Source organism: Kitasatospora sp. CB02891, assembly GCF_002803145.1.
Taxonomy (GTDB): domain Bacteria; phylum Actinomycetota; class Actinomycetes; order Streptomycetales; family Streptomycetaceae; genus Kitasatospora; species Kitasatospora griseola.
Genome location: NZ_NNBO01000004.1, coordinates 100324 through 126062 on the forward strand (window position 1 = coordinate 100324; position 25739 = coordinate 126062).

18 protein-coding genes are annotated in these 25739 nt (G+C 76.1%); 5 read left to right on the forward strand and 13 right to left on the reverse strand.

Annotation, left to right across the window (positions count from 1 at the left end; all coding sequences use genetic code 11):
- Positions 1–89: 89 nt before the first annotated feature.
- The 5 genes from CG736_RS11590 to CG736_RS11610 form a co-directional block, all read right to left on the reverse strand.
- Entirely contained in the window at positions 90–728 is a 639-nt protein-coding gene (locus CG736_RS11590; protein WP_198520451.1) for a bifunctional 2-polyprenyl-6-hydroxyphenol methylase/3-demethylubiquinol 3-O-methyltransferase UbiG, read from the reverse strand.
- Positions 729–799: 71 nt separating this feature from the next.
- Positions 800–1945: a 3-oxoacyl-ACP synthase III family protein gene (locus CG736_RS11595; protein ID WP_232733939.1), complete on the reverse strand. Its 1146-nt coding sequence runs from the start codon at positions 1943–1945 to the stop codon at positions 800–802.
- Positions 1933–2847, reverse strand: a complete 915-nt coding sequence (locus CG736_RS11600) for an MBL fold metallo-hydrolase (RefSeq protein ID WP_100586104.1) — start codon at positions 2845–2847, stop codon at positions 1933–1935. Before CG736_RS11600 ends, CG736_RS11595 begins: the two co-directional genes overlap by 13 nt.
- A complete protein-coding gene (locus CG736_RS11605) occupies positions 2844–3458 on the reverse strand; it encodes a flavin reductase family protein (protein WP_100586105.1) in 615 nt (204 codons plus the stop codon). The genes CG736_RS11600 and CG736_RS11605 overlap by 4 nt, the downstream gene beginning before the upstream one ends.
- Positions 3458–3925 carry an SRPBCC domain-containing protein gene (locus CG736_RS11610; protein ID WP_157815525.1) on the reverse strand — a complete coding sequence of 156 codons (468 nt, stop codon included), beginning with the start codon at positions 3923–3925 and terminating at the stop codon, positions 3458–3460. Before CG736_RS11610 ends, CG736_RS11605 begins: the two co-directional genes overlap by 1 nt.
- 239 nt (positions 3926–4164) lie before the next feature.
- On the opposite strand from CG736_RS11610, the gene CG736_RS11615 reads away from it, so the two are divergent.
- Genes CG736_RS11615 through CG736_RS11630 form a run of 4 tightly spaced genes read left to right on the forward strand, consistent with a single transcriptional unit; the run spans position 4165 to position 8615 of the window.
- Positions 4165–5280: an acyl-CoA dehydrogenase family protein gene (locus CG736_RS11615; RefSeq protein ID WP_100586107.1), complete on the forward strand. Its 1116-nt coding sequence runs from the start codon at positions 4165–4167 to the stop codon at positions 5278–5280.
- Between the two features lie 13 nt (positions 5281–5293).
- Positions 5294–6142 carry an LLM class flavin-dependent oxidoreductase gene (locus CG736_RS11620; protein ID WP_043910448.1) on the forward strand — a complete coding sequence of 283 codons (849 nt, stop codon included), beginning with the start codon at positions 5294–5296 and terminating at the stop codon, positions 6140–6142.
- Positions 6139–7404 carry a beta-ketoacyl synthase gene (locus CG736_RS11625; protein WP_100586108.1) on the forward strand — a complete coding sequence of 422 codons (1266 nt, stop codon included), beginning with the start codon at positions 6139–6141 and terminating at the stop codon, positions 7402–7404. Before CG736_RS11620 ends, CG736_RS11625 begins: the two co-directional genes overlap by 4 nt.
- Positions 7401–8615, forward strand: coding sequence for a ketosynthase chain-length factor (locus CG736_RS11630; protein WP_100586109.1), 1215 nt, complete (start codon positions 7401–7403; stop codon positions 8613–8615). The genes CG736_RS11625 and CG736_RS11630 overlap by 4 nt, the downstream gene beginning before the upstream one ends.
- Before the next feature lie 65 nt (positions 8616–8680).
- Here CG736_RS11630 and CG736_RS11635 read toward each other — a convergent pair whose 3' ends face one another.
- The 8 genes from CG736_RS11635 to CG736_RS11670 form a co-directional block, all read right to left on the reverse strand.
- Positions 8681–9376 carry a LuxR C-terminal-related transcriptional regulator gene (locus tag CG736_RS11635; protein ID WP_100586110.1) on the reverse strand — a complete coding sequence of 232 codons (696 nt, stop codon included), beginning with the start codon at positions 9374–9376 and terminating at the stop codon, positions 8681–8683.
- Positions 9377–9627: 251 nt separating this feature from the next.
- Positions 9628–10785 (reverse strand): acyl-CoA dehydrogenase family protein, encoded by a 1158-nt coding sequence (locus CG736_RS11640; protein ID WP_100586111.1) that lies wholly within the window; start codon positions 10783–10785, stop codon positions 9628–9630.
- Positions 10786–10935: 150 nt separating this feature from the next.
- Positions 10936–12087, reverse strand: coding sequence for a 3-hydroxyacyl-CoA dehydrogenase family protein (locus tag CG736_RS11645; protein ID WP_198520452.1), 1152 nt, complete (start codon positions 12085–12087; stop codon positions 10936–10938).
- A gap of 26 nt (positions 12088–12113) precedes the next feature.
- Positions 12114–13346, reverse strand: coding sequence for an SRPBCC family protein (locus tag CG736_RS11650; RefSeq protein WP_100586113.1), 1233 nt, complete (start codon positions 13344–13346; stop codon positions 12114–12116).
- A gap of 54 nt (positions 13347–13400) precedes the next feature.
- Positions 13401–14180, reverse strand: a complete 780-nt coding sequence (locus CG736_RS11655) for an SDR family NAD(P)-dependent oxidoreductase (protein ID WP_100586114.1) — start codon at positions 14178–14180, stop codon at positions 13401–13403.
- A 132-nt stretch (positions 14181–14312) separates the two neighbouring features.
- Positions 14313–20360: a type I polyketide synthase gene (locus CG736_RS11660; protein ID WP_157815526.1), complete on the reverse strand. Its 6048-nt coding sequence runs from the start codon at positions 20358–20360 to the stop codon at positions 14313–14315.
- A gap of 17 nt (positions 20361–20377) precedes the next feature.
- Positions 20378–23338 (reverse strand): type I polyketide synthase, encoded by a 2961-nt coding sequence (locus CG736_RS11665; protein WP_100586116.1) that lies wholly within the window; start codon positions 23336–23338, stop codon positions 20378–20380.
- Between the two features lie 129 nt (positions 23339–23467).
- Entirely contained in the window at positions 23468–24475 is a 1008-nt protein-coding gene (locus tag CG736_RS11670) for an acyltransferase domain-containing protein (protein ID WP_100586117.1), read from the reverse strand.
- 204 nt (positions 24476–24679) lie between these two features.
- Between CG736_RS11670 and CG736_RS11675 the strand changes: the two genes are divergently transcribed.
- A complete protein-coding gene (locus CG736_RS11675; protein ID WP_232733940.1) occupies positions 24680–25738 on the forward strand; it encodes a ketoacyl-ACP synthase III family protein in 1059 nt (352 codons plus the stop codon).
- The last annotated feature ends 1 nt before the right edge of the window (position 25739 follow it).

The following is a 25739-nucleotide window of genomic DNA, read 5'->3' on the forward strand; positions in this document are numbered from 1 at the left end:
TATCCCCGGGCCGTGGCGATCCGTCGCGGCCCGGCTGAAGGGAATCATGCTTGCGAATTCACATCTGGAGGGCTACCTCGGGAGAGGGATCAATCCTGGGCGCGGCTCAGGATCCAGACGCTGTAGGTGTCGTTGGCGGGGTGCAGTTGGTAGGTGCCTGCCCGGAGGTCGACGTGGAGGCCGGCGGCTGTCAGGTCTGCCTCGAAGTCTGCGGGGGTGTAGGCGCGGGCGTGCGGGGGTGCGTCCTGGAGGTGGAAGCCGATCAGGAGTCGGCCGGTGTCGGTGAGGACGGTGCGCATGGCGCGCAGGGCGTCGCGTTCGGTGTTCTCGGCCAGGTAGAGCATGACGTTGCCGACGCAGACGACCAGGTCGAAGGGGCCGTCGTCGGGGCCGAGGTCGAGGATGTCGCGTTCCTCGATGGGGAGCCCGGGGTAGGTTTCCCGGGCCTGCCGGACCAGTGCCTCGTCGGGCTCGATCGCGACCACGTCGTGTCCTCGCCGCAGGAGTGCCGCGGTGACCCGGCCCATGCCGGCGCCGGCGTCGAGGACCCGGGCGCCGCGTGGCAGGAGTGTGTCGGCGAGTCGGGCTTCGCCGTCGATGTCCTCACCGGAGGAGACGAGTTCGGCGAACCGCTTGCCGAAGCCCCCGCTGTTTCCCGCCTCCTGCCAGCGGGTTCGCCGCGTCGTCGAAGGTAGGGGATCCCCGGGTGCTGGCGTGGTGCTGTCCATGGTCCGCATCCTAAGGCGACGACGACGCCGGAACCGGCGCCGCGGGGTCGGGCTGCCGGTCGGGCGTCCGGTCAAGGTGTCGAGGCCGAGGCGGTCGAGGGGCGGGGCTCTCCGGTGGCGGGTGCGCTGTTCTGACAATTCCGTTCCTCCGGGCGACCGTTGGCGGCCGGTCGGTCGATCGCCGGTCCGTGGCGGGGGCCGGTCCAGGTGCAGAGGGTGGCGGCGAGGTTCATGCCGCCGCCGAAGGCGGCGAGGAGGAGGTGGTGGCCGGGGGCGAGGAGGCCAGCGCGGAAGGTGGCGTCGAGGGTGAGGGGGATGGAGGCGGCGCCGGTGTTGCCGTAGTGGGTGACGGTGCGGCGGAGGGTGTCGGGGCGCAGGCCGAGTCGGGGGGCGAGTTCGTCGAGCATGACGCCGTTGGCCTGGTGGGGGATGAAGTGGTCGAGGTCGGGGGCGGGGAGGCGGTGGGCGGCGAGGGTGTCGTGGACGAGGGCGGGCAGTTCCTCGGCGACGAAGGCGCGGACGGCGCGGCCGTCCATCCGGAAGTGGTGGGAGCCGTCGGCGACGGTGCGGGCCGAGGCGGGGAGGCGGCTGCCGCCGGCCTGCACGCCGATCAGGCGGTGCTCGGCGCCGACGCCGCGCAGGATCGCCGGGTGCAGGCCGGGCCCGTCCGGGGTGGGGCCGAGCAGGACGGCGCCGGCGCCGTCGCCGAACAGGACGGCGGTGCGGCGGTCGGTGGGGTCGAGGATCCGTGAGTACACGTCGACGCCGATGACGAGCGCGTACGGGGTGGGGCCGAGTCCGGGGAGCAGGGTGCGGGCGACCTCCAGGGCGTAGACGAATCCGCTGCACACCGCGTTCAGGTCGAACGCGGCGGCGCGGTCCGCGCCGATCAGGTGCTGGACCAGGTTGGCGGTGGCGGGCTGCGGATGGTCGGGGGTGGAGGTGGCGACCAGCACGAGGCCGACCGCGCCGGGGTCGATCCCGGCCGTGGCCAGTGCGGCGGTCGCGGCGTGCGCCGCGAGGTCGGAGGCGGCCTGGTCGGGGCGGGCGTGCCGGCGTTCCCGGATGCCGGTCTTGCGGACGATCCACTCGTCGGTGACCCCGGCGGCGGCGGCGACCGGCCCGTTCGGCACCACCACCGGCGGCAGGTACGAGCCGGTGCCGAGGATCCCGTACCCGCCGGCCGGGGCCTGCGGGGGTGCGGTCAGGCGTGGCACTGCGGGAGCCCCCCGTGGTAGGCGGCCATCTCGCGGAACGAGGCTGCCACGTCGAGCCGTTCGCCCGGGGCGAGGCCGTCGAGCTCGGCGTACGCCCGGTGCAGGTTGCCGACCAGCCGCTCGGCGTCGACCAGGGCCGCGTAGGGGCCGAGGTCGGCGGCGCGGGCGGTCTCCAGGGCGGACCGGCCGGCTTTGCGCCCGGCCCCGGCGAGGTCCCGGAGCCAGCGCAGGTACGCGGCGGTGGCGTGCAGCACCTCGGTCCCGCCGACCGGTCCGTGGCCGGGGACGACGACCTGCGGCTCCAGCGCGAGCAGCCGGTCCAGGGCGCGCAGCGAGCCCTCGATCGAGCCCATCAGCACGTACGGGGTGACGCCGGACCAGGCGACGTCGCCGGTGAACAGCACGCCGCGTTCGGGGACCCAGGCCACCACGTCGTCGGGGGTGTGGGCGGGGCCGACCTGCAGCAGTTCGACGGTCAGTCGGCCGGTCCGCAGCACCAGCCGGTCGCGGAAGGTCAGGTCGGGCAGCCGCAGGCCGGTGTCGCCCCAGTCGACGTCCGGCCAGATGCCGCGCAGGCCGAGTCCGGCCTCGGCGATGTCCGCGCGGGTGCCCTCGTGGGCTATCACGGTGGCCCGTGACGGGAACACCGCGTTGCCGAACACGTGGTCGCCGTGGAAGTGGGTGTTCACCACCAGGTCGGGGCCGTCGGGGGCGATCCGTTCGACCTCGGCGCGCAGCTGCCGCGCGCGGGCTTCGGTGGCGGCGGTGTCGATCAGCACCGAGCGGCCGTCGTCGACGATCAGCCCGGCGTTGTTCAGGCACCAGCCGCCCGGCAGCTGCTCGAAGGCGTACACGCCGGCGGCGATCTCCCGCAGGGTCGGGGGTCCGGGCGGCACGGTCATGGTTCCTCCGTAAGGGGTCGGTCGGCCCCGGACTGCCGGGGGCGGTGGGCGGGCCCGGGGTCGTCCCCGTCGGCGGGGGCGGCCAGGCCGGTGAACGAGCCGCGGTGGAAGACCAGCGGCGGCGTGCCCCGGTCGCCGAGGTGGATCGTCACCACCCGGCCGATCAGCAGGACGTGGTCGCCGGCCTCGACCTCGGCGTGCAGTTCGCATTCGAGGCCGGCCAGCGCCGAGGGCAGCACCGCGTTCCCGGTGGCGCCCTCGACGGCGGCGGTGCGCCGGACCGCGGCCTCGCCCTCGGGCCGGTCCGGCCGGGCGAAGGCCAGCGCGAGCTCGCGCTGCCGGTCGGTGAGCAGGTTCACCGCGAACGTCCCGGCCTTGGACACCAGGGGCCGCATCCGGCCTTCGCGGTTGACCGACACCAGCACCAGCAGCGGGTCCAGCGACACCGACACCAGGCTGTTCAGCGTCATCGCGGTGGTCTCGCCGCCGTATCCGCAGGTCAGCAAGGTCACCCCGGTCGGGAAGCGGCCCATGGCCTGGCGCAGCCCGGCGGCGTCCGGCTCACCCGGGTGGGGCGCCCGGCCGGCCCGCTGCGGGGAGCCGGTCCGCATCAGAGCACCTGGGCGAAGCGCGCCAGGGTCTCGCCCGGGCTGGGCCCGTCGAGGGCGGAGAAGATCCGCTCGGCGTCGGGGCCGTGCTTGTGCAGGCGGACGTGCGCGAGGGAGACCAGGGTGCCGTCGTCGGTCGGGGTGAACTCCACCTCGATCTCGCTGGCCCGCTCGTCGTCGGGGATCGACCGGAAGCGGCCGTCCACCCGCCAGGTCATCGCCAGCCGGTGCGGCGGCTCCCAGACCAGGACCACGCCCCAGTCGATCTCGTTGCCGTCGACGTCCCACTCGTAGTAGCGGCCGCCGACGCCCGGCTCGAAGGCCAGGCCGGCCCGCTCCTTCTCCAGCAGGACGTGCGACGGCGGCCACCACTCGGCGAGGCGTTCGGTGAACGCCCGGAAGCACTCCTCGGGGGTGGCGTTCACCGTCACCGACTTCCGGACGTCCGGGATCTGCTGCTGTTCGGGCACGGGCCCTCCTTCGCGGGTCGGGGCCCCTGGACCGCGGGGCCGTCGGCCACCCTGGCGCGGGCCGTTCGACGTCCGGTACAGGCCGGTTCGAGGCGGCCGGGACGGGCGCCGCCGGGGCGGGGCCTTCCAACACGGCTGGATCGGACGTCGAAGCGCTCCGGCCACCCTTCCGGTGCCGGCCGGAGCCGGATGGACCGTCCGCGGCTGCCCGGCGCAGCGCGGGGTGAGGAACCGATGACGTGACAGAGATCCTGACCGACGACCAGGCGGCCCGTGCCGCCCTCGCGGCGGAGTCGGCCGGGCGGTACGCCCGGGAGGCGGACCGCGGCGGCGCGCTCGACCCGGAGACCGTCAAGGCGCTGACCGCGGCCGGCTACCCGCGGCACTTCGTGCCGGCCCGGTGGGGCGGCGCCGAGGGCACCTTCGCGGAGCTGACCGCGGCGATGACCCGGGTCGGCCGGGCCTGCGCCTCCGCCGCCTGGTGCGGCTCGATGTTCGCCTACAGCGCCCGGTTCTCCGCGCACCTCCCGCTCGCCGGGCAGGAGGAGGCCTGGGGCGACAGCCCGGACGTGCTCTGGGTGTCCGGGCTGGTCCCCAGCGGCCGGGCGGAGGCCGTCGACGGCGGCTTCCGGCTGGACGGCCGCTGGTCGTACGTGAGCGGCGCGCTGTTCGCCGACTGGGCGCTGCTGGCCGGGCCGACCCCCGGGCCGGGCGCGCCGCCGCCGCGGTTCTTCGCCGTGCCGCGCGCCGACTTCGCGGTCGAGGAGAGCTGGGACACCGTCGGCATGCGGGCCACCGGCAGCCACACCGTGGTGCTGTCCGACGTGTGGGTGCCCGAGCACCGGACCGTGCCGCTGGCCGAGGTGGTGGGCGGGGTCAACCGGACCTCGGACCGCCCGCAGCACGCCGTCCCGCTGATGTCCCTGGGCGGGCTCACCTGCCTGGCGCCGGTGCTCGGCGCGGCGGCCGGCATGGTCGACGCCTACACGGCGCTGGTCGCCGCCCGGCGGTCCGCCCCCGGCGCCGGCCCGACCCCGCTGAACGACCAGGTCCTCGCCCGGGCCGCCGCCGAGGTCGACGCCGCCACCCTGCTCGCCGAACGGGCCGCGCTGCTGCTCGACCAGGGCCGGGCCCGCCCGTTCGCGGCCCGCAACGCCCGCGACACGGCGCACGCGGCCCGGGTCCTGGTCGACACCGCGCACGAACTGGTCCGCACCGCGGGCACCGCCGCGCAGGACGCCGCGCACCCGCTGCAGCGCCACTGGCGGGACATCACGGTCGCCGCCACGCACGCCGCGCTGCGCTTCGACCGGATCGCCACCGCGTACACCGACGCCGTGCTCGCGGCCCGCTGAGCGGGGGCGGGAGATGGAGATCGGAATCGGCCTGCCCACCATGGCGGGCGAACTGACCGGGCCCGAACTGGCCGAATGGGCCCGCCGGGCCGAGGAGTGCGGCTTCTCGACGCTGGCCGTGCTCGACCGGCTGGTCTGCGACGGCTGGGAGCCGCTGCTCGCGCTCGGCGCGGCCGCCGCGGTCACCCGCCGGATCCGGCTGGCCACCCAGGTGCTGGTCCCCGGCTACCGGGGCAACACGGCGCTGCTCGCCAAGCAGCTCGCCACCCTGCAGCAGCTGTCCGGCGGGCGGCTGGTGCTCGGCGTGGCGGCCGGGATCCGTCCCGACGACTTCGAGGCCGGCGGCACCGACTTCCGCCGCCGGGGCCGCGCGCTCGACCGGCTGCTGACCGACCTCGCCGCGTTCTGGGACGACGGCGCGATCGGCCCGCGGCCCGCGTCCGGCCCGCCCCCGGTGCTGGTCGGCGGCCGCAGCCGGGCCGCCCTGGACCGGATGGCCCGGCACGGCGAGGGCGCGGTGCTGGTCGCCTCCGCGGCGATGTTCGCCGAGCGGGCCGTCGAGGCCAGGGAGTGCTGGACGGCGCACGGCCGCCCGGGCCGCCCCCGGCTGGTCGCCCAGACCTACTACGCGCTCGGCCCGCAGGGCCCGGACGAGGCGCTGGACCACCTGCGCTCCTACTACGCCTTCGCCGGTCCGGCGGCCGACCTGATCGCCCGTACCGCGCTGACCTCCGAGGACGCCGTCCGGCAGGAGGTGGCCCGCTTCCGGCAGGCCGGCTGCGACGAACTCGTCCTCATCCCGTGCTCCACCGACGTCCGGCAGCTGGACCTGCTCGCTGCCGCAGTGAAGGAGAACGCATGACCCGCAGGGCAGTCATCACCGGCATCGGCGTCACGGCGCCGGGCGGCGTAGGACGGCAGCCGTTCTGGGAGCTGATCAGCAGCGGCACCACCGCGACCCGGGAGATCACCCGGTTCGACGCCTCCGGGCACCGCTGCCGGGTCGCCGCCGAGTGCGACTTCGACCCGCTCGCGCTCGGCCTGACCCGTCAGCAGGTGCGCCGCACCGACCGGGTGTCGCAGCTGGCCATGGTCTCGGCGCTGGAGGCGGTCCTCGACTCCGGCCTGGAGATCGACGGCCGGCTCGCGGAGCGCACCGGCGTCGCGATCGGCAGCGCCGTCGGCGGCACCACCACCATGGAGTCGGAGTACGCGGTGCTCAGCAACTCCGGTGCGGACTGGCTGGTCGACCCGGCCTTCGCGGTGCCGCACCTGTACGACTACTTCCTGCCCAGTTCGATCGCCGCCGAGGTGGCGCTGACCACCGGCGCGCTCGGCCCGGCGTCCGTGGTCTCCACCGGCTGCACCTCCGGCATCGACTCGGTGGGCTACGCCGCCGAGCTGATCCGCGACGGCGACGCCGACGTGGTGATCACCGGGGCCACCGACGCGCCGATCTCGCCGATCACCCTGACCTGCTTCGACGTCATCAAGGCGACCTCGACCCGCAACGACGACCCGGCGACCGCCTGCCGCCCCTTCGACCGCACCCGCAACGGCCTGATCCTCGGCGAGGGCGCGGCCGTCCTGGTGCTGGAGGAGTACGAGCACGCCCGGCGGCGCGGCGCCCGGATCTACGCCGAGGTGGCCGGCTACGCCAGCCGCTGCAACGCCTTCCACATGACCGGGCTGAAGCCGGACGGCCGGGAGATGGCCGACGCCATCGACGCGGCGCTGGTCGAGGCCAGGGTCGCCCCGGACGCCGTCGACTACGTCAACGCGCACGGCTCGGGCACCAGGCAGAACGACGTCCACGAGACCGCGGCGGTCAAGCGCAGCCTCGGCGAGCACGCCTACCGCACGCCGATGAGCGGCATCAAGGCGATGGTCGGGCACTCGCTGGGCGCGATCGGTTCGATCGAGATCGCGGCCTGCGCGCTCGCCATGCAGCACGGGCTGGTCCCGCCGACCGCCAACCTGCACGAGCCGGATCCGGCGTGCGACCTGGACTACGTGCCGTTGGTGGCCCGGGAGCGCCGGCTGGACACGGTGCTGACGGTCGGCAGCGGGTTCGGCGGTTTCCAGAGCGCGATGGTGCTGACCGGAACGGGGCGTGCGGCATGAGCGAGGTCGTGGTGACCGGGATCGGCGTGGCCGCCCCCAACGGGGTCGGCGCCGAGGAGTACTGGAAGGCCGTCGTGGCCGGGGAGTCGGGCATCCGCCCGATCAGCCGGTTCGACACCGCCCGCTACCCGATCAAACTCGCGGGCGAGGTGCCGGAGTTCGACGCCGAGCAGGACTTCACCCGGCGGCTGATGCCGCAGACCGACCGGCTGACCCGGCTGGCCCTGTTCGCCGCCGAGTTCGCCCTGGAGGACGCCGAGATCGTCCCCGAGGAACTGCCGTCCTACTCGATGGGCGTCGCGGTCTCCAGCTCCACCGGCGGCCTGGAGTTCGGCCAGCGCGAACTGCAGGCGCTGTGGGGCACCGGCTGGGAGTCGGTCAGCGCCTACATGTCCTTCGCCTGGTACTACGCCGTGCACACCGGCCAGATCTCCATCCGGTACGGCATGCAGGGCCCCAGCGGGGTGGTGGTCTCCGAGCAGGCCGGCGGCCTGGACGCGCTCGGCTACGCCCGGCGCCGGGTCCGCAAGGGCACCGCGGTGATGACCGCGGGCGGCCTGGACGGGCTGATCTGCCCGTACGGGGTGGCGATCCAGTCGTCCACCGGCGAGGTCGGCACCGGCACCGACCCGGAGCGCGCCTACCTGCCGTTCCACCTGGACAGCGCCGGCCATGCGATCGGCGAGGGCGGCGCGGTGCTGGTGCTGGAGAGCCGGGAGGACGCCGAGCGCCGCGGGGCGCCGCGGCTGTACGGCACGCTCGCCGGGTACGGCGCGGCCTTCGACCCCGACCCGGCGGGGCCGGGCGGCGACGGGCTGGTGCGGGCGGCCCGGCAGGCGCTCGCCGACGCCGGGCGCAGCGCGCGGGACGTGGACGTGGTGTTCGCCGACGCGGCGGGCACCTCGGCGCTCGACCGGGCCGAGGCGGACGCGCTGTGCACGCTGTTCGGCGAGCGCGGCGTGCCGGTGGCCGCCCCGAAGGCGCTGACCGGGCGGCTGCTGTCCGGCGGCGGCCCGCTGGACGTCGCCACGGCGCTGCTGGCGATCCGCGACGGGCTGGTCCCCGCGGTGGCCGCGGTGCCGCCCGGCCGGGTGGATCCGCGGCTCGACCTGGTGGCGGGCGCCCCCCGGTCGCTGGAGATCGGCACCGCGCTGGTGCTGGCCCGCGGCCGCGGCGGCTTCGCCTCCGCGCTGGTGCTGACCGGGTCCTGAACGCGGTACGGCGGCCGGGCCGGGGAGTCGTGGGCTCCCCGGCCCGGCCGCCGCACCGAGCCGGGCTACCGCTCGGTCAGCACCAGCGGACCGTGGGTGCGCCGGGAGGGCCGCTTCGGGGCGTGGCGGAGCGGGGCCGGCTCGGACCGCTGGGCGGGCAGGATCCGCGCCTCGTGCGCCTTGTTCACGGCGTCCAGCCGGGAGACCGCGCCGAGCCGGCGGAAGACGTTGCGCAGGTGGCGTTTGACCACGGCCTCGCTGACCGACAGCCGATTGGCGATCTGGCCGTTCGTCAGGGCGGCCGCCACCATGGAGAGTATTTCTATTTCCAATTGCGGGATCTGAATATTGTTCCGCTGATTGTCGATGCGCCGGAGTCCGTCCCGGGGAATCGATATGATGACCCGGTCGGAATGGGTGGCGATCGCCCGTACGGCGGATTTGAGTTCCAGTGGCGTGGCCCGTCTGGGAAGATAGGCGGCGATTCCGAGGCCGAGCGCCTCCAGGGCGCGGTGCGAGGCGTCCGAGGTGTCGGCGAAGACCGTCCTGGCCCGGCAGTCGGGGCAGCGCAGGCTGGTCGCCGCGGCCTCGGCGAGGTGGTCGAACTCTCCGCTCAGCACGACCACGTCGACGCTTTCCGGAGAGACCGGGGGAGCCTGGTCGGAGGGGTCCAGGGTGGCGACGACCCGAATGTCGTCCTCCTCGTCGAGGAGGCGGCACAGGCCGTCCAGCAGCAGGGTGTGCTTACCGGCGAGTAGCACGGTGATCAGGGGGGTGGGACCCGGTCGGCCGACCCCTGGAAAGGGCGGTTCCACCGGAATGGAATGCGAACTGTGCGACACACTTCCCCCTCATGATTCGAATCGAGGCTGACGCTCAGCGGCCAAGTCTGTCGCACGTCTGTCAATAACGCAATTGCTTTGGTGATTGACCACGGGGAAATCAAGATATTTCCGTGATTACCGCCCGACTGTCCGCCATTGTCCGCAGTCGCCGGGCTGCGGTGAAGTGCTCAGCGCCGTTTTGCGGTGGGGATCACGTAGCGGGTGTACAGCAGGTCGCGGATCACGTCGTCGCCGCCCTCCACCAGGCCGACGTAGCGCAGGTCCCGGACCAGCTTGCCGATCAGGTGGTCGTGCGTGTAGCCGAGCCCGCCGAACAGCTCCGAGCCGATCGTCGCCACCTCCCAGCCGGCCTGGCCGCAGTACATCTTCGCGGCGAGCGCCGAGCGCAGCGTGCCGGCCCGGTACAGCGCCGCCGCCGGGTCCGCCGAGGCCATCGCCCGGTCGAACTCGGCCGCGGCGGACCGGCACTGGTTGCGCATCACGTCGATCAGCATCTCCACCTGGCCGAGCTTGCCCGCGAACACCGCGTTGCCCAGCAGCGGCGCGCCCTTGACCTGCTTGGCCGCCGCGTACTCCATGGCGAGGTCCCGGATCCGCCGGCAGACGCCGATCGCGGTGGAGGCGATCAGGATCCGGCTGGCGTTCAGGCCGGCCTCCAGCAGCCGCAGCCCGTGCCCGCGCAGCAGGTTGGCCGCCGGGACCTCGCAGCCCGACAGCCGCACCCGGTAGGTGGCCGAGCCGCGCATGCCGATCATGTCCCAGCGCTTGACGATCTCGACGCCGGGGGTGTCGCGGGGCACCAGCACCACCCCGAACACCGCGTCGTCCTCCGCCGACCTGGCGGCCACCAGCAGGAAGTCCGCGGCGTCGGTGTTCGTGGCGAAGTACTTGTCGCCGTCCAGCACCAGCCGGTCGCCCTTGGCGGTGAACAGCGCGGCGGTGCGGCCGAGTTCGCTCCCGGCGTCCTCCTCGCTGACCAGGATCCCGCAGAAGCCGCCGCCGGCCGCCATCCGGCCGAGGTACTGCTCGGCCAGCGCCGGGGCGCCGTACAGCCGGAGCATCGTGGTGCCGAGTACCGAGAGGAACGAGGAGAAGGCGAATCCCGCGTCGGCGTAAGAGAGTTCGGACACGATGTCGACGCTGTCGGTCAGTGAGGCGCCGGCCGTGCCGTATTCGGCGGGCAGCCACCAGTTAGCGAGCCCGGCCGCGTGCAGGGCCGCCGACGCGGCGGTCGGGGCGGGGGGCTTGGAATCGAACCAGCGCTCCCGGCCCAGCAGCTCCCGCTCGGCGAAACCGCGGGCCCGGTCGATCAGTTCGGCATTCATCGGTGCTCCTCGAATTGGCTCTTCCCGACCCGGCGGTCGGTGATCGATGGGGTCGGCGGCCGGTGCCCGGGCCGCTCCCTCGGACCGGCGCGCCGCGTCGGGCGCCCGGCAGGATCCGAGGGAGCGGGCCCGGTGCCCGGCCGCCGGTGCTCACCCGGTGCGGAAGCCGCGTCCGTTCTTGCGGCCCAGCAGGCCCTGGGCGACCGCTTCGCGCAGCAGCCGCGGCGGCTCGAAGTCGGGCTCGCGGTACGCCTCGTGCAGCTGCTCCAGGATCGCCAGCGAGACGTCCAGACCGATGGTGTCCAGCAGCGCGAACGGCCCCAGCGGGAAGCCGAACCCGGACTCCACCGCGGCGTCCGTGCCGGCCGGGTCGGCCTCGCCGCGCTCGACCGCGCGGACCGCGCGGGCCAGGTAGGCGAACAGCAGGTAGTTGACCAGGAAGCCGGTGCGGTCCGGCGACTCCACCACGGTCTTGCCGAGCCGCCCGCACAGCGCGCGGGCGGCGGCCAGCGCCGGCCCACCGGTGGCGGGGCCGCGGACCAGTTCCACCAGCCGCATCACCGGCGCGGGGTTGAAGAAGTGCAGGCCGACCAGCCGCTCGGGCCGCCCGGCCGGCTCGGTGCAGCGCGCCACCGACAGGCTGGAGGTGGAGGTGGCCAGCACGGCGTCCGGCGCGCAGAGCGCGCCGAGCCGGGCGAACACCTCCCGCTTCACCCGCTCGTCCTCGGCGACCGCCTCCACCACCAGGTCGCAGTCGGCGAGCGGCGCCGGGTCCGCGCCGAAGCGGATCCGGGCCAGCGCGTCGGCCGCGTCCTGCCGGGTGGCCCGGCCGCGCCGCACCGCCCGGTCCAGCGAGCCGTCCACGCCGGTCCGGGCCCGCTGCGCGGACTCCGGCGCGCGCGCCACCAGCACCACCGGGACGCCCGCCCGGGCGGCGGCCTCGGCGATGCCGCCGGCCATCGTGCCCGAGCCCAGCACGCCCAGCCGGGCCGGCGCCGCGGCGCCGACCGGGTCTGCGGCGGAGGCCGGCCCGGCGTCCGGCCGGGCGGCGAGCAGGCCGGCGGCCGGCGCGAACGCCGGGTCGCCGGTGCGGGCCAGCAGGGCGACCAGCCTCCGGTGCACCCGGTCGGGGCCGAGCCGGTCGACGGCGCCGAACGGCCCCTCCGGCAGGCCGCAGCCCAGCCGCATCGCGGTGTCCAGGTCGGCCCGGGAGGCGGCGCCCTCGTCGTGCAGCGCCACCGCCCGGTTGAGGTGGCCGAGCACCAGCGCCTCGGCGACGGCGTCGCACTGCTCGGCGAGCACCGTCCCCTCCGCTCTCCGGCCGGGCGTCACGCCGAGGTCGCGAGGACGCCGTTGACCAGGTCGAGCAGGCCGCGCGGGGTGGTCGCCTCGGCGGTGCTCTCCTCCGGCAGCTTGATGCCGAAGTGCTGCTCCAGCTTGCTGGTCACGTCGATCACCGCCAGGGAGTCGAAGCCGAGGGCGGACAGCTCGGCGTCCAGGTCGTCGGCGGACAGGTCCGTCGAGTCCTCCTCGCCCACCGCGCGCAGCAGGAAGCCCCTCAGCTGGTCGAACGTCAACTCGGACACGGCAGTACCGCCTTCGCTCTCATGGGTGGTCGGGTCACGGTGCAGGTTCTCGGTGTACTGGCGGGCCACCGCGATGGTGGCCCGGCTGTTCGCGCCGAGCGCGGCGCGGACCGCGGCCCGGGCGTCGGCGAGGGTGCCGGGCGGCTGCGGCAGCGAGGCGAGCTTGCCGGGGTCGATCACCACCCGGTGGCGGGAGGTCACGGTGACCAGGCCGTCGCCGGCCGCCTCGAAGGCCCACTCGCCGGTGTGCGCGGCCAGCACGCCGGGCAGCCGGGTCTGCTTGTAGGCGATCAGCGTCGGCGCGAGGCAGACCCGGCCGGAGCGGGTGGTGTGCACCGAGCCGTCCGGGGACCTGGTGTCCATCTCCATCGACTGCAGGCCCGGCACCTCCTCGCGGACCTCCATCCGCAGCACGTGCGGGATCCGCTCCGGCCACTTCGCCAGGTCGCGGACGAACTCGTAGGCGTCCTCGACGGAGCCGGCGAAGGTGTCGGAGTCCTCGAACGCGACCAGCAGCTCCGGCTCCTCGGCGGTGCGCTCCACGGCGGCCTTCAGGGCGGCCAGTTCGGAGGTGCTGTTGGCGTCCACGGCGGAGGCGATCCGGGCCCGGTTCTCCGGGGTGTCGCCGACCGCCCGGTAGTGGTGGTCCAGCTCCACCGTGCAGGTCCCGTCCGGGCGGCCGGTGATCCGCCACGCGCCGCCCATCGCCGCCACCGGGTCGCGCGGGGTGGTCTGCTCGAACTCGACGGTCAGGGCGGCCTCGTCCAGCGTGCGGGCGGAGGTCCAGGTCCGGAGCTCGCCGTTGGCGAGCGCCCAGATCCGGATCACCTGTGTGCGGTCGTCGCCCGACACCAGTTCGGCGCGGACGGTCGGCGGGAAGTACAGCGGCCAGGAGGTGACGTCGGCGACGACGCGGTACACGGCCGCGGCGGGGGCCGACACCTCGATCCGGTGGGTCGTCCGGATGGTGGTCACGATTGCGGGTGCCTTCCTGTTGCGAGGGTCCGAAGGACGGGGTGTGCGGGCGGGTCAGAAGTTGCCGAGGCCGCCGCAGACGTTCAGGGCCTGCGCGGTGATCGCGTCGGCGGTCGGGGTCACCAGGTAGCCGACCAGGCCGGCCACCTCCTCCGGGGTGCTGTACCGGCCGAGCGGGATCTTGGCGGTGAACTTCGCCAGCACCTCGTCCTCGGTGACCTCCCAGTGCTGCGCGTACCCGGCCCGGATCCGCTGGGCCATCGGCGTCTCCACGTAGCCCGGGCAGACCGCGTTCACGGTGATCCCGCTGCCGGCCAGCTCCAGGCCGAGGGCCTTGGTGAACCCGACCACGCCGTGCTTGGACGCCGAGTACGGCGCCCCGTACACCACGCCCTGCTTGCCGGCGGTCGAGGCGATGTTCACCACCCGGCCCCAGCCGCGGCCGCCCAGGCCCGCGCCGAGCACCTCCCGGGTCATCCGGAAGACGCTGGTCAGGTTGGTGTCCAGGACGTCCTGCCACAGCTCGTCCGGGACCTCCGCGGTGATCCCGCCGCCGCTGCGGCCGGCGTTGTTGACCAGCACGTCCAGCGGGCCGAACGCGTTGGCCTCGGCGACGGTGCGGCGGATGTCGGCGACGTCGCGGACGTCGCAGGCGGTCCCTGCCGCGCGCACGCCCTCGGCGCGCAGCTTCGCCACCGTCCCGGCGACCGCGTCGCCGTCCCGCGCGCACAGGAAGACCGCGGCGCCGCGCCCGCCGAGCTCCCGGGCGACGGCCAGTCCGATGCCGCTGGTCGCGCCGGTGACCAGGGCCGTACCGCCTTCTCGAAGTTCCATCGGACGCCTCTCATTCACGATGTCGTCGGTCGCGCCCGAGCCTGGCAGGGGCGTTTGGAGAACGGATCCAGAGCGCTTCTCGCGCTCCGGCGGGCCGGCCCCGCGGCGGCGCCGCGGGGCCGGCCGGGCCGGTCAGCCCTCGGCGAGCCGGGCCCGGATGAACGCGACCAGCAGGTCCGGGGTCGGGTTCTCGATCACCACCTCGGCGGGCAGCCGCAGGCCGGTCACCGCGTTCAGCCGGTTGCGCAGGTCCACCCCCAGCAGCGAGTCGAAGCCGAGCTCCTTGAACGGCGTCCCCGGCTGGATGTCCTCGGCGCCGCCGTAGCCCAGCACCTCGGCCGCCTGGCCCCGCACCAGCTCCAGCAGGTCCGCGCCGTCGGGCCCGGCGCCGCTGTGCTGCGCCGGCTCGGGCCGGGCGGCCGCCACTACGGGCGCGGCCGCCGCCGGCCGCAGGTCGCCGAGCAGCCCGCCCAGCCGGCCGCCGCGCGCCGCCGCCGCGTCCAGCGCGATCGGCACGGCCAGCGCCCCGCCGCCCGCCAGCGCCCGGTCGAACAGCTCCAGCGCCCGGCCGGTCGGCATCGGCAGGATCCCGGAGCGGCCCAGTCGGGCCACGTCCTGCTCCGACAGGTGCGCGGTCATCCCGCTGCGCTGCTCCCAGAAGCCCCAGGCCAGGCTGGTGGCCTCCAGGCCGAGCGCCCGGCGGTGCTGGGCCAGCGCGTCCAGGAAGGTGTTGGCCGCCGCGTAGCTGCCCTGCCCGGGGTCGCCGAGCACGCCCGCCGCGGAGGAGAACAGGACGAACGCCGACAGGTCGAGGTGCGCCGTCAGCTCGTGCAGCGCCCACGCCGCGTCCGCCTTAGGCCGCAGCACCCGGGCCAGCCGGGCCGCCGTCAGGCCGGTCAGCAGGCCGTCGTCCAGGACGCCCGCGGCATGCACCACGGCGGCGGGCGGGTACTGCGCCAGCAGCGCGCCCAGCGCGTCCCGGTCGGTCAGGTCGCAGGCCTCGACGACCACCTCGGCGCCGCGCGCCGCGAGGTCCGCGGCCAGCTCCCCGGCGTTCTCGGCGTTCGGGCCGCGGCGGCTCACCAGCAGCAGCCGCCGCACCCCGTGCCGGTCCACCAGGTGCCGGGCCAGCGTGCCGCCCAGCCCGCCCGTCCCGCCGGTCACCAGCACCAGGCCGTCCGGGTCGAGCCGGCGCGGCAGGGTCAGCACCATCTTTCCGCGGTGCCGGGCCCGGCTGAGGTGCCGCAGCGCCTTCGCGCCGTCGTGGACGTCCCAGGTGGTCAGCGGCGGATGCCAGAGCGCTCCCCGTTCGAACAGGGCGATCAGCTCGTCCAGCACCTCGCCGATCCGGTCCGGCGCCACCCCCAGGATGTTGTACGCCTCGTAGTGGACGCCGGGGTGGGCGGCCGCGGTCGCCGCCGCGTCCCGGATGTCGGTCTTGCCCATCTCGGCGAACCGGCCGCCGTCGGCGAGCAGCCGCAGCGAGGCGTCGATCGCCTCGCCCGCCAGCGAGTTGAGCACCACGTCGACGCCCCGGCCGCCGCTGGTGCGGCGGAAGTGCGACTCGAAGTCGAGGGTGCGGGAGGACGCGATGTGCGCGTCGTCCAGGCCGAGTCCGCGCAGCAGGTCGTGCTTGTCGGGGCCCGCCGTGGCGTACAGCTCCGCCCCCAGGTGACGGCAGAGCTGGATCGCGGCGAAGCCGACGCCGCCGGTCGCGGTGTGCACCAGGACCGACTCGCCGGGCTTCACCCCGGCGATCTCCACCAGGCACTGGTAGGCGGTGATGTAGGTGATCGGCACGCCCGCGGCCTGCGCGAACGACCAGTCGGCCGGGACCGGGCGGACCATCCGCGCGTCGGCGACCGCGACCGGCCCGAGCGAGCGCTCGAACACGCCGAACACCCGCTGACCGACCACCAGACCGGTGACGGCGGAGCCGACCTCGGTCACCACGCCCGCGCCCTCGCTGCCCATGGTCTTCTCGCTGGCGACCAGGCCCAGGCCGACCGCGATGTCGCGGAAGTTCAGCCCGGCGGCCCGCACCGCGATCCGCACCTCGCCCGCGCCCAGCGGCGCGTCGGCCTCCGGGTGCGGCAGCAGCGCCAGATTGTCCAGCGTGCCCTTCGTCGTCACGTCCAGTCGCCAACTCCCATCCCGCGGAGGATCGTTGAGGTCCGCCGGGGCCGGCTCGGCCAGCCGCCGGGCGTACAGCCGACCGGCCCGGACGGCGACCTCCGGCTCGCCGCAGGAGAGCGCCGCGGGCAGCGCCGCCGCCGACGCCGGGTCCGCGTCCAGGTCGACCAGCAGCACCCGGCCCGGGTGCTCGGCCAGCGCGACCCGCAGCAGCCCGGTGACCGCCGCCTGGGCGACCCCCGACACCGGCTCGCGGCCGACCACGGCCTGCGCGCCCCGCGTCACCACCGCCAGCACGGACCCGGCGAACCGGGGGTCCGCCACCCAGCGCTGCAGCGCCTCCAGCGCCGCCGCCGCGCCCTCGCCCGGCAGCGCGCCCGCCGACTCGAAGGACACCGCCACCACCGGCGGCACCGGATCCGGCAGCGCGTCCAGGTCCGGGTACGCCGGGCCGGGGCCCAGCCCCCGCCCGACCGCCGCCCACCGCAGGGGCTCCGGCGCCGGCCCGTCCTGCACCGGCCGCCACACCACCTCCAGCAGCTCCCCGCGCTCGTCCGCGACCGGCCGCAGCGACAGCGAACCCACCGACGCCACCAGGTCGCCCCGCTCGTCGGTGGCCACCAGCGCGCAGCGCCCCTCCTCGACCGTCAGCGCCACCCGCAGCACCGCCGACCGGGTCGGACGGAGCGTCACGTCCCGCCAGGAGAACGGCAGCCGCAGCCCGGTGGAGCGCAGCACGGCCGGGTGCAGCGCCGCGTCCAGCAGCGCCGGGTGCGGGCCCGCCCACTGCCGTCCGTCCCGCACGCCCGGACCGGCCTCGACCTCCGCGAACAGCTCGGAGCCGCGCACCCACATCGCGCGCAGCCCGGTGAACGACGGGCCGTACCGGTAGCCGCGGGCCGCCAGCGCCGGGTAGGCGTCCCGCAGGTCGACCGGGGTCGCGCCGATCGGCGGCCACACCGCCGGGGCCGGCCGCGGCGACCCGGCCCGGGCCGTGAGCACGCCGCCCGCGTGCTCCTGCCAGGACCCGTCCGGCGCGGTGCGGGCACTGATCGAGACCGTCCGGCGGCCCGCCGGGTCCGCGGGCCGCACGACCACCCGCAGGTCCGCCTCCGCCGCGGCGGTCACCGGCAGCGGCGCGGTCACCGTCAGCTCCTCGACGGCGGGCAGGCCGAGCCGGTCGCCGGCCTCGGCCAGCAGCTCCAGGAACCCGGTGGCGGGCAGCAGCACCGCGTCGCCGACCCGGTGGTCGGCCAGCCACGGCTGCCGGGCCGCGGACAGCGCCCCGGCCAGCACCGTGGAGCCGTCCGGCAGGTCCAGTGCGTCCGGCAGCAGCGCCGGGCCGGACGGCCGGGCCGGACCGGACGGCTCCAGCCAGTGCCGGGTCCGTTCGAAGCGGTACCCGGGCAGCGCGACCGGCCGCCCCGCGGGCTGCGCGGCCGTCCAGTCGACCGACACGCCGGCGCCGTGCGCGGCGGCCGCGGCCGCCAGGAACTGGCCCGCGCCGCCGCTGCCCCGGCGCAGCGTGCCCAGCACCGTGCCGTCCGCGTGCAGGTCGTCGAGGATCTCCTGGACGCCCAGGGTCAGCACCGGGTGGGGGCTCATCTCCAGGAACACCCGGTGCCCGGCCCGGGCGAGTTCGCGCACCGCCGGGTCGAACAGCACCGGGTTGCGCAGGTTGTCGAACCAGTACCCGGCGTCCATCGGGGCGCCGTCGAGCAGCCGCCCGGTCAGCGTGGAGGCCAGTGCGACCTCGGCGGGACCGGCCGTCACGCCCGCCAGGTCCTCGGCGAGGGCCTCGCGCAGCACGTCCATGTCGGCGGTGTGCGAGGCGTAGTCGACGTCGATCCGGCGGGCGTCCACGCCGTCCCGCTCACAGGCCGTCAGCAGCCGCTCCAGGGCGGCGCTCTCGCCCGCCACCACGGTGATCGCCGGGCCGTTCACGGCCGCCACCGACACCGCGCCGCCGAAGCCAGCCAGCAGCTCCCGGGCCCGATCGGCGGGGAGCGGCAGCGACACCATGCCGCCGGTGCCCGCCACCGCGCGCAAAGCCCGGCTGCGCAGCGCGACGATCCGCGCCGCGTCCGCCAGTGACAGCACCCCGGCGACGTGCGCCGCGGCGATCTCGCCCTGCGAGTGGCCGACCACGGCGGCCGGCTCGACGCCGACCGAGCGCCACAGCCGGGCCAGCGACACCATCACCGCGAACAGCGCGGGCTGCACCACGTCCACCCGGTCCGGCAGGGCGCCGGTCAGGGCGTCCGTCAACTCCCAGTCGCAGTACGGGGCGAGGGCCTCCGCGCAGGCCTCCATCGAGGCCCGGAACACCGGGTGGGAGTCGATCAGCCCGACCGCCATGCCCTGCCACTGCGAGCCCTGCCCCGGGAAGACGAACACCGGCCGCACCGGCCCGGCCGCCGCCTCGCCCCGGCCGACGGCCGGAGACCGGTAGCGGCCCGGCGCGGCCGGCGCCGGCCGACCCTCGGCCAGCGACTCCAGGCCGGCCAGCAGCTGCGCGCGGTCGTCGGCGACCACGGTGCCGCGGTGCGCGAACCGGGTGCGCAGCGCCAGCGTGTGCGCGACGTCCGCGGCCCGCAGCCCGGGCCGGCGGTGCAGGTGCTCGACGAGGGCCGCGGCCTGGGTGCGCAGCGCGTCGGGGGTCGGCGCGGAGACCGTCCACGCGTACGGGCCGGCGGCCTCCGGCGAGGGCTCCGGCTCGGCCTCGGCGGGCGGCTGCTCCAGCAGCAGGTGGGCGTTGGTGCCGCTGATGCCGAACGAGGACACCGCGGCGCGCCGCGGCCGCCCGGTCTCCGGCCAGGGCCGGGCCGCGGTGAGCAGCCCCAGGCCGCTGCCGTCCCACTCGACGTGCCGGCTGGGGGTTCCCACGTGCAGCGTCGCGGGCAGTCGGCCGGCCCGCATCGCCTGCACCATCTTGATCACGCCGCCGACTCCGGCGGCGGCCTGGGCGTGCCCGATGTTCGACTTCAGCGAGCCGAGCCACAGCGGCTCCGCGCCGCTCCGGCCGGCCCCGTACACGGCGGCCAGGGCGCGCGCCTCGATCGGGTCGCCGAGCGGGGTGCCGGTGCCGTGCGCCTCGACCGCGTCGACCTGGTCCGGGGTCAGGCCGGCCCGCCGCAGCGCGTCGCGGACGACCTGCTCCTGGGCGGGGCCGCTGGGTGCGGTCAGGCCGTTGCTGGCGCCGTCCTGGCCGAGCGCGCTGCCGCGCAGCAGCGCCAGCACCCGGTGGCCGCGGGCGGCCGCGTCGGAGGCCCGCTCCAGCAGCAGCAGGCCCGCGCCCTCCGCCCAGGCGGTGCCGTCGGCGGCGTCCGAGAAGGCCTTGCAGCGGCCGTCGGGGGACAGCCCGTGCTGGCGGCTGAAGTCGATGAACAGACCGGGGGTGGGCATCACGGCGACGCCGCCGGCCAGCGCCAGGTCGCACTCGCCCTGCCGCAGCGCCTGCGCGGCCAGGTGGATGCCGACCAGCGAGGAGGAGCAGGCGGTGTCGACGGTGACGGCCGGGCCCCGGAGGCCGAAGAAGTAGGAGAGCCGGCCGGAGGCGACGCTGGTGCTGCTGCCGGTGATCCGGTAGCCGCCGGCGTCCGCGCTGTCGTCGGCCAGCCGCGGGCCGTAGTCCTGGGCCATCGCGCCGACGAACACGCCGGTGCTGCTGCCGCGCAGCGCGCGCTGTTCGAGTCCGGCCCGTTCGAAGAGCTCCCAGGCGAGTTCCAGCAGGATCCGCTGCTGCGGGTCGATGCCGGCGGCCTCCCGGGGGGAGATGCCGAAGAACCGGGCGTCGAACCGGTCGGCGTCGGCGAGGAAGCCGCCGTGCCGGGTGATCGAGCGGCCGGGGGTGCCGGGGGTGGGGTCGTAGAGCGCGTCGAGGTCCCAGCCGCGGTCGGTCGGGAACGGCCCGATGGCGTCGCGGCCCTCGTCGGCGAGCTGCCACAGGTCCTCGGGGGAGCGCACGCCCCCCGGGTAGCGGCAGGCCATCGCGACGATCGCGATCGGTTCGTCGGGGGAGCGGGGTGCGGTGTCGGCGTCAGTCATCGCTGCAGCGGTGTCCTTCATCGGTGGGATGCCCGGGGGCTCTGGCTGGGTGCCGCGGCCCGCAGGGCTTCGATCAGCCGGGCCGGGGTGGGGTGGTCGAACAGCACGGTGGCGGGGACCTTCCGGCCGAGGTCGCGGGAGAGCCGGGTGCACAGGGCGAGCGCGGCGCGCGAGTCCAGGCCCAGGTCGTTGAACGAGGCGTCGAAGTCGAGCGGGGCGCCGGCCGGCCGGCCGAGGATCTCCAGGGTGTGCCGGGGCACCAGTTCGGCCGGGTCGCCGCCGCCGGCCGGCTCCGCAGGCTCCTGCGCCGCCGGCTCGGCGGCCGGGGCGGCGGCGTCCGCCAGCCGGTACGGCAGGCGCTGGAACGCGTAGCCGGGCAGGTCGACGGGCACCACCGTCGGGCCGAAGTACGCCCGCCAGTCCACCGGCCGACCGAACACGTGGGCGGCGGCGGCCAGTTCGGCCAGCCCCCGGCGCTCCTCGGCGGTCGCCAGCGGCGCGGCGAAGACCTCCGCGCCGCCCCCGGCGACCTCCTCGGCCATGGTGCTCAGCCCGTGCCCGGGACCGACCTCGACGAAGAACCGCCCGCCGAGGGCGTGGGCGGCGCGCACCGCGTCGCCGAACCGGACGGTCGCGCACAGGTGGTGCGCCCAGTACGCGGCGCTGCCCAGCTCCTCCGGTCCGGCGGGGGCGCCCGTGACGGCCGACACCACCACCGGGCCGGACGCCCGGTGGAAGGTCAGCTTCTCCGCGAAGGCCCGCAGCTCGTCCTGGATTGGGGCCATCAGCGGGGAGTGCCCGGCCCGGCTGATCCGCAGCGGCCGGGTGCGGCGGCCGAGCGCCGCGAACCGGGCGGCCAGCGCCAGCACCGGTTCCTCGGCGCCCGACACCACCAGTGAGCGGTCGCTGTTCACGGCCGCCACCCCGACCAGGCCGGACTGCTCGGCGATCGCCTCGCGCACCTCGTCCTCGGCGGCCTGCACCGCGACCATCGCCCCGCCCGGCGGCAGGCTCGCGATCAGCCGGCCGCGCTCGACCACGAACGCCGCCGCGTCCTCCAGCGACAGCACCCCGGCCAGATGGGCGGCGGTGATCTCGCCCTGCGAGTGCCCGACCAGCAGGTCCGCCGCGATGCCGCGGGACTCCAGCAGCCGGTACAGCGCCACCTCCAGCGCGAACAGCACGGGCTGCGCGTACTCCAGCCGGTCCAGCAGGTCCTCGCGGTGCCACGCCACCTCGTGCAGGCCGGTGCCCAGCAGCGGCCCGACGACCTCCGCGACCCGGTCGAAGGCCGCCGCGAACTCCGGGTGCGAGCCGTGCAGTTCACGGCCCATGCCGGTGCGCTGCATGCCCTGGCCGGGCAGCAGGAACACCGTGCCGCCGGTGCCGCGCAGCCCGGTGCGCACCCCGTCCGGGTGCGCGCCGCGGGCCAGCGCCCGCAGGCCCTCGGCGAGCTCCTCCGGGCCGGCGCCGACCACCGCGGCGCGGTGCCGCAGCCCGGCCCGGGTGACGGCCAGCGACAGGCCGAGCGCCGCCGGGTCCGCGGCCCGGGGGCCCGACAGGTGCGCGGCCAGCCGCAGCGCCTGGCCGCGCAGCGCCGCCGGGGTGTGCCCGGACAGCACCAGCGGCACCGGGCCGGCCGGCCGGTCGGCCCGGTCAGGACGGTCGGGTGCAGGTGCAGGGTCGGGCGCGGGCGCGGCTGCGGCTGCGGGCGCAGGGTCGGGCGCGGCGCCCAGCACCACGTGGCAGTTGGTGCCGCCCAGGCCGAACGAGGAGACGCCGGCGACCGATCCGGGCCACGCGGTGCGGGTGCGGCACACCGCCAGGCCGAGTGCCGCCGGGTCGATCGCCGGGTTGGGCTCGGTGTAGTGCAGGCTCGGCGGCAGTTCGCCGTGGTGCAGGCCGAGCGCGGTCTTGACCAGCCCGGCCAGGCCGGCCGCGCCCTCCAGGTGGCCGATGTTGGTCTTCACCGAGCCGACCAGCAGCGGGCGGTCCGCGGGCCGGCCCGCGCCGAGCACCGCGCCCAGCGCGGCCGCCTCGACCGGGTCGCCGCTGCGGGTGCCGGTGCCGTGCAGTTCGACGTGGCCGACCTGCCGCGGGTCGACGCCGGCGTCCGCGTACGCGGCGGCCAGTACCCGCTGCTGGGCGTGCTGCCCGGGGGCGGTCAGGCCCGCGCCCCGGCCGTCGTTGTTGACGGCGCCGCCCAGCACCGTGCAGTAGATCCGGTCGCCGTCGGCGAGGGCCCGCGCCAGCGGCTTGAGCACCAGCACCGCGGCGCCCTCGCCGCGCACGATGCCGTCGGCGCGGGCGTCGAAGGTGCGGCAGCGCCCGGTCGGGGAGAGCGCGCCGAGCGCCTCGACCACCGCGTCGCCCTCCGCGGTGGGGTTCAGCTGGACCCCGGCGGCCAGCGCCAGCGTGCTCTCGCCCGCGCGGATGCTGCGCACGGCCTGGTGGACGGCGACCAGCGAGGACGACTGGCCGGTGTCGGTCACCAGGCACGGTCCGTGCAGGCCGAACGCGTACGACAGGCGGTTGGCCAGGAACGCCCGGCCGGTGCCGGTGAGGGTGTACGCGGACAGCGCGGCCGGCCCGGCCGCCCGGGCGAGGAAGGCGTGTTCGTCCGCGCAGGCGCCGACGAACACGCCGGTGTCGGTGCCGTGCAGGGCGTCGGGGGCGATCCGGGCGTCCTCCAGGGCCAGCCAGGCGAGTTCCAGCAGCAGCCGCTGCTGCGGGTCGGTGGCGGCGGCCTCGCGGGCCGACATCCCGAACAGCTCGGCGTCGAACAGCTCGGTGTCCTCCAGGTAGCCGCCCGGCCGGCGGCCGGCCCGCGGGCCGGTGCCGGGGGCGACCGCGTCGCGGCCCTCGGCGAGCAGCCGCCAGAACGCCCGCCGGTCGGGGGCGCCGGGGAACCGGCAGGCGAGGCCGACGATCGCCACCGGCCCGTCCGGGGCCGGTGGTTGCTGCGGTGGTGCGGACATCTGTCTCCTCCGTTCGGCGGACCGCCGGGGCCGGGCGGGGACCGGTCCCGGCAGGCGGGTTCTGGGCGACGCGGGTCTCGGGCGGGCCCGAAGCGGTCGGGGCCGGGTCCCGGGCGGTCGGGGCGGGTCTCAGGCGGTCGGGGCCGGGGCGAGCGGGCCGAGGACGGTGCGGTGGACGGCGGCGACCGCGTCCAGGTCGGCGCGGTCCCCGGACGGGCGGTCCGGCAGCAGCGGCAGGATCCGGCTGCGGCCGCGCAGCACCCCGGGGTGCCGGCGGGCCAGGGCGCTCAGGCTGTTGCCGGGGCCGGCCTCCACCAGCAGGCAGTCGTGGTCGGCGAGCAGCCGGTCCAGGGTGGGGGCGAACAGCACGGGCTCGGCGGCCTGCCGGGCCCAGAACACCGGGTCGACGGCCTGACCGGCCGTCAGGACGCCCCGGGTGTAGGCGGAGTAGAGGGTCCGGCCGGGCGGGCGCAGCGGGGTCGCCGTCCAGTCCGGCATCGACTCCTCGACGGCGCCGTCGACCAGCGGGCTGTGAAAGGCCTGCCGGGCGAGGGCGTCCCGGCAGGCCACGCCGCGCTCCCGGAGCGCGTCGGCGGCCCGGTCGAGGTGGTGGCGTTCGCCGGCCAGCAGCAGCTGCCGGGTGGCGTTCAGCGCGGCCAGGTGGACGTGTTCGCCGAGCAGGTCGGAGACCTCGGCGAGGGAGGCGGCGACGGCGAGCATCCCGCCGGGCGGGGTGTCGGCGAACACCCGGATCCGGTTGCGCATCAGCCGGAAGCCGTCCTCGGCGTCCAGGACGCCGGCCAGCGTCGCGGCGGCGAGTTCGCCGACGCTGTGGCCGAGCATCGCGACCGGTTCGACGCCCCAGCCGAGCACGGTCCGGCCGAGCGCCAGGTTCACCGCGTACAGCAGGGGCTGGGCCACCGTCACGTCGTCGAAGGCGGCGGAGGGCTCGGCCGCCAGCCACTCGGCGCGCAGCCGGGGCCCGTCGGGGCCGAGCAGCTCGAAGGCCCGGTCCATCGCCGCGGTGAAGACCGGCGACTGGCCGTACAGGCCGGCGGCCATCCGGGGGTGCTGGGCGCCTTGCCCGGGGAACAGCAGGGCGACCCGCAGGCGGCCCTGGTCGGTCGGTGTCTCCATCGCATGCCTCTCGTCGCGCGTCGAAGGCATTGCAACGGGCCGGCATCCAAGCTGGTACGAGGATCGATCCAGGCGCTGACCTCGGGCGATCCTCGAACTCCCTTGGACGGGCGGCCTGCACACTCGGCCCCGACCGGCGGGAGGCGCCGTCGGCCGCAGTACGGCGGCCGGGCGGGCCCGCCATTGCCTGGGAGGAGGGCCGCAGTGAGGGTCGACGGGCTGTACGTGTCGGGGACCGGGGTGGAACTGCCGGTGCCGATGGCCGCGGAGGCGGCGCGGGACGCCGGGCTGTGCGACGACTGGACGGTGCGGCGCACCCGGATCCGCTCGGTGTGCGTGTCCGAGGAGCCGGGGCCGGAACTGGCGGTGCGGGCGGCCCGGCGGGCGCTGGCGGCGGCCGGGGCCGGACCCGACCGGATCGAGCTGGTGCTGCACGCGGACACCTACCACCAGGGCCACGACCTGTGGGCGCCCGCCTCGTACGTGCAGCGCGGCGCGGTCGGCAACGCCTGCCTGGCGGTCGAGGTGCGGCAGCTCTCGAACGGCGGGATGGCGGCGCTGGAGCTGGGCGCGGCGTACCTGCTCGCCGACCCGGAGCGGGATTCCGTGCTGATCACCACCGGCGACCGGTTCTGCCTGCCGGGCTTCGACCGGTGGCGGACCGACCCGGGAACGGTGTGCGGCGACGGCGGGACGGCGCTGGTGCTGTCCGCGCGGGGCGGCTTCGCCCGGCTGCTGAGCCTGGTGACGGTGTCGGCGCCGGAGCTGGAGAGCATGGGCCGCGGCGACGACCCGTTCGGCGACGCCCCGCTGACGGCCCGCGCGCCGATCAGCATCGAGGCCCACCGGGCCCACCTGCTGCGGGAGTTCGGCGCCGGTGCGGTGCTGGAGCGGCTGCAGGCCGGGCAGCGGGAGGCCTATGAGCGGGCGCTGAAGGAGGCCGGGCTGGCGGCCGCCGACATCGACCGGTTCGTGCTGCCGAACCTGGGCCGCCCCAAGATGGACTTCCAGTTCTTCGAGCCGCTGGGGATCGACCCGGAGCGCACCACCTGGCCGTGGGGCAGCGGGGTCGGCCACCTCGGCGCGGGCGACCAGATCGCCGGCCTGGACCGGCTGGCGTCCACCGGCGCGCTGGCCGTCGGACAGACCTGCGTGCTGATCAGCGCGGGCGCCTCGTTCGCCTGGTCCGTCGCCGTGCTCCAGATCGTCGGCGACCCGGCCGGCGCCCCGTTCCCGCACCGCCCGTCCCCGCGAGGAGTCTGAC